The organism is Mesorhizobium sp. M5C.F.Ca.IN.020.29.1.1, assembly GCF_003997375.1.
GTDB lineage: Bacteria > Pseudomonadota > Alphaproteobacteria > Rhizobiales > Rhizobiaceae > Mesorhizobium > Mesorhizobium wenxiniae.
On sequence record NZ_RZSW01000495.1, the window covers coordinates 1 to 4,776 of the forward strand.

General features: G+C 64.1%; 4 protein-coding genes. 1 reads left to right on the forward strand and 3 read right to left on the reverse strand.

Annotated features, from left to right (window positions below):
• The 3 genes from EOA85_RS27990 to EOA85_RS28000 form a co-directional block, all read right to left on the reverse strand.
• The coding region (locus EOA85_RS27990; RefSeq protein ID WP_164759930.1) for an aldo/keto reductase at positions 1-747 on the reverse strand (747 nt) is incomplete at its 3' end.
• A gap of 79 nt (positions 748-826) precedes the next feature.
• Positions 827-1,228 (reverse strand): DUF305 domain-containing protein, encoded by a 402-nt coding sequence (locus EOA85_RS27995; protein ID WP_127211924.1) that lies wholly within the window; start codon positions 1,226-1,228, stop codon positions 827-829.
• A 43-nt stretch (positions 1,229-1,271) separates the two neighbouring features.
• Positions 1,272-3,776: a heavy metal translocating P-type ATPase gene (locus tag EOA85_RS28000; RefSeq protein ID WP_127211925.1), complete on the reverse strand. Its 2,505-nt coding sequence runs from the start codon at positions 3,774-3,776 to the stop codon at positions 1,272-1,274.
• Between the two features lie 242 nt (positions 3,777-4,018).
• Here EOA85_RS28000 and EOA85_RS28005 point away from each other — a divergent pair.
• The coding region (locus tag EOA85_RS28005) for a nucleotidyltransferase domain-containing protein (protein ID WP_206523391.1) at positions 4,019-4,776 on the forward strand (758 nt) is incomplete at its 3' end.

Sequence of the window (4,776 nt, forward strand, 5' to 3'; positions counted from 1 at the left end):
ATTCTGGCGGACATGCTCTTGCCTGCCGGCCTTTGGGATGGCGATGACGCCGTCCTGTGCCATCAGCCAGGCCAGCGCCAACTGAGCCGCCGTGGCATTGTGGCGGGCGGCGATGGCTTCGAGCGTGGTATTGCGCGCCAATACGCCCTGATCGACCGGCGAATAGGCCATCAGCGGAATGCCGCGTTGCCGGCTCCAGGGCGCAAGGTCGAATTCGGGGCCGCGCTGAGACAGATTGTAGAGGATCTGGTTGGTCTGGACGCTGTCACCGGCCGGCAGGCTGACCAGTTCCTCCATCTCATGGGTGTCGAAATTGCTGACGCCCCAGTGGCGGATCTTGCCGGCCTTTTTCAACGCGTCGAAGGCCTCGACCGTTTCCGCCAGAGGCAGGCTGCCGGGCCAGTGCAGCAGATAGAGATCGATACGGTCGGTGCGCAGATGCCTGAGACTTCTGTCGCAGGCCGCCGGAACGCCGATGCGCGAGGCGTTGGACGGCAGTACCTTGGAGACCAGGAACACCTCGTCGCGGCGCCCGGCAATGGCATCCGCCACCACCTCCTCGGCCCCGCCGCTGGCATACATTTCGGCGGTGTCGATCAGCGTCATGCCGAGATCGAGCCCGAGCTTCAGCGCGTTGACCTCATCAGCATGGCGGCTGAAATCCTCGCCCATCCTCCACGTGCCTTGACCCAGCACGGGAAGGGCTTCGCCCGAGGGCAATGTGGTGGTTCTTATCGTTGATGGCATGGCGCGCTCCAGTCGACGCCCGATGGCAGCACACCCTTCGGGAGAAATCCACCCCGGATTTCCCGCGAGCTGGCTGGTGCTACTCCACCGGATGGGCGGCCAGCCAATCCTGCATCTGCTTGATCTCGGCTTCCTGCGCTGCGATCACCGCTTCGGCCATTTTGCGCATTTCCGGATCCTTGCCATTGGCAAGCTCGATCTTGGCCATGTCGATTGCGGCCTGATGATGCGGGATCATGCCGCGGGCGAAATCGACATCGGTATTGCCGGAAGGTTCGATCGCCATCATGGCGGTGTGCATCTTGTCCATCGCCGCCTTGTACCCGTTGGTCGAGGGGCTTTGCGCGCCCATCGCGCCCGTGTCGTGCGCCCCCTTGTCGTGTTTCATCTCCTGGGCTTGCGACGGAATGCTTTCGAGGAAAACGGCAAGCAGCATTCCGGCCGCCATCAGCAGCAGCACGATCTTCTTGGCCAAGGTCATTCATGATCTCCTTTTTGAACGAATTTTTATTTGGAGGCTTGGCTCAGAGTCTCAACGTCCTGAGCCGCAACGCGTTGGTGATGACAGAAACCGAGGACAGGCTCATCGCCGCTGCCGCAATCATCGGCGACAATAGCGTGCCGGTGAGCGGATAGAGCACGCCGGCGGCAACCGGCACGCCAAGCACGTTGTAGAGGAAGGCGAAGAACAGGTTCTGGCGGATGTTGCGGATCGTCGCCTGGGCGAGCGTGCGGGCCCGGACGATGCCGTTGAGATCGCCCTTGACCAGCGTGATCCCAGCGCTTTCGACCGCTACATCGGCGCCGGTGCCCATGGCGATGCCGACATCGGCGGCGGCCAGCGCCGGCGCGTCGTTGACGCCGTCGCCGGCCATGGCGACGCCGGCGCCCCTGGCGCGCAACTCCTCGACCAGCGCACTCTTCTGTTCCGGCAGTAGGCCGGCACGCACCTCGTCGATGCCGAGTTTGCTGGCGATGGCTTTCGCCGTGCGTTCGTTATCGCCGGTCGCCATGATGATCTTGAGGCCGCGGTCGTGCAGCGCCTTGATCGCTTCTGATGTCGTTGCCTTGATCGGGTCGGCGACGGCGACGATGCCGGCCAGTTTCTTGCCGACGGCGACGAACATCGCGGTCTTGCCTTCGGCCTGCAGCACTTCGGCGCTGGTCGAGATGGATGCGATATCGATGCCGAGATCGGCCATCATCGCGGCGTTGCCGAGCGCGACGTTCTTTCCCGACACCGTGCCGGAAACGCCCTTGCCGGTCACCGCCTCGAAACCGCCGACGTCGGGAATCTTTACCCCGCGCTCACGGGCGCCTTCGACGATCGCCTCGGCCAGCGGATGCTCCGAGCCTTTTTCGAGGCCGGCGGCAAATGCCAGCAGATCATCCTGTGTTATGCCTTCGGCCGCGACGAGGTCGGTCAATCTCGGCCGGCCTTCGGTCAATGTGCCGGTCTTGTCGACGATCAGCGTGTCGACCGAAGCAAAGCGTTCGAGCGCCTCGGCATCCTTGATCAGCACGCCGGCATGCGCGCCGCGCCCCGTGGCGGTCATGATCGACATAGGCGTGGCAAGCCCCAGCGCGCAAGGACAGGCGATGATCAGCACCGAGACCGCAGAGACGATGGCAAAGACGAGGCTGGGTTGCGGCCCGAAGATCGCCCAGGCGATGAACGCAACGATCGCAACCACCACGACGGCCGGGACGAAATAGAAGGAGACGCGGTCGGCCAGACCCTGGATCGGCGCACGCGAACGCTGCGCCCTGGCGACGAGCTCGACGATCCGCGCCAGCGTGGTTTCGGCGCCGATCCTCTCGGCGCGCATGATCAGCGAACCGTTCTTGTTGAGCGTGCCGCCGGTGAGGGGGTCGCCTTCGGTCTTTTCGACCGGCAGCGGCTCGCCTGACAGCATCGATTCGTCGATGGAAGAGCGGCCTTCCAGCACGATGCCGTCGACCGGCACGGCATCGCCGGGGCGGATGCGCAGGCGATCGCCGGCCTTGACCGTGTCGAGCGGCACGTCGTTTTCGGAACCGTCCTCGCCGATCAGCCGCGCGGTTTTCGGCGCGAGGTCGAGCAGCGCGCGGATCGCCGAGCCGGTTTTCTCACGGGCGCGCAACTCCAGCACCTGGCCGAGGAAAACCAGCGCCGCGATGACGGCGGCCGCCTCGAAATAGACCGGCACCGTGCCCTCATGACCGCGGAACTGGTGCGGAAATATATCCGGGAACAGCGCGGCGACGACGCTGTAGAGATAGGCCGCACCAACGCCGAGCGAAATCAGCGTCCACATGTTGGGGCTGCGGTTAAGAACCGAATCCCAGCCGCGGTGGAAGAAAGGGAATGCCGCCCACAGCACAACCGGGCTGGCCAGCGCCAATTCCACCCAGATCTTCGCCGAATCCTCGATGAAGGCGCTAAACGTCACGCCGAGCATTGGCGCCATGGCGAATATCAGCAATGGCACCGACAACACGGCGCTCACCCAGAACCGCCTCGTGAAGTCGACCAGTTCCGGGTTCGGCCCCTCATCGCCGGTTGGCACGCCCATCGGCTCCAGCGCCATGCCGCAGATCGGGCAGGCGCCCGGCTTGTCGCGGACGATTTCGGGATGCATCGGGCAGGTGTATTGCGTGCCTTTCGGCATCGCCTGCGGCTCTGGCTTGTCGCCAAGATACTTTGCCGGCTCCGCCTCGAATTTCCCCTTGCAGCCGGCCGAACAAAAATAGAAGCCCTGGCCTTCATGCCGGGAAAAGTGCTTCGCGGCGGCACGGTCGACACGCATGCCGCAGACCGGGTCGGTGGCGGTAACGTACTTTTCCGGCTCGGCCGTGAATTTTGAACGGCAGCGCTCGCTGCAGAAATGATAGAGATGGCCGCCATGCTCGGCTGTCGGCTTGCCGGCGGCCGGATCGACGGTCATGCCGCAGACCGGATCGCGAATGACGGCGTCGGCGACGGACGGAACAGCTTTTGCCGCGCAGCAGCCGCTATGGGCGTGATGGTCATGGTCGGAATGCGTCATGCGGAAATGCCCCTGTGTCTCGGTTCTGAAACGGAGGTAGTGCTTCCAGTGACTGGAAGGTCAAGGACCAATTTCTGTTTTTCTTGCCGAGGCGCGCGCCAAACCGCCGGCGGAGAATCCCGCATCCAGCCGCCGCCGCATGCCATCGACGACTCCGTGGAGAGCGTGTCCGTCCGCCCCATACCCAGCGCCGCGAAAACGCGCTATAGACGCCGCCAAAATGGCGAGGCCGAACGGCACTTATGGCAAGAATCTCTCTAAAGCTCGATGAACTGATCGACAGCCAAGCCTTGCGCTGCGAGATGACGGCGCTGACCGCGGCCACGGCAGGCGACGGCTCCGGCAAGGCTGCGCGCGCCGGTGTTCTCCAGCTTCTCAAGGGCAGGCTGACCGCCGGCCGCAGCATCGCCGAACGCATGCTGATGGACGACGGCAGTGGCACCGCCTGCGCCGCCCGGCTGTCGCATCTCATGGACGAGATCATCCGCGCGCTCTACGATTTCGCCGCCAGCCATGTCTATCGCGTCAAAAACCCGTCATCGGCCGAACGCATGGCCGTCGTCGCAGTCGGCGGCTATGGCCGAGGCACGCTGGCGCCGGGATCGGACATCGATCTCCTCTTCCTGCTGCCCTACAAGCAGACGCCATGGGGCGAGCAGATCGTCGAATACATGCTCTACATACTTTGGGATCTGGGGCTGAAGGTCGGCCACGCCACCCGCAACATCGACGAATGCCTGCGGCTGTCGCGCACCGACATCACCATCCGCACCTCGATCCTGGAAGCGCGTTTCCTGTGGGGCGAGCAGAAGCTCTATGACGAGCTCTTGCAGCGTTTCGACCGCGAGGTGGTGCGCACGACCGGGCCCGAATATGTGCAGGCCAAGCTTGCCGAACGCGACGAGCGCCATGCCAAGGCCGGCGAAAGCCGCTATCTGGTCGAACCCAACGTCAAGGACGGCAAAGGCGGCCTGCGCGACCTGCAGACGCTGTTCTGGAT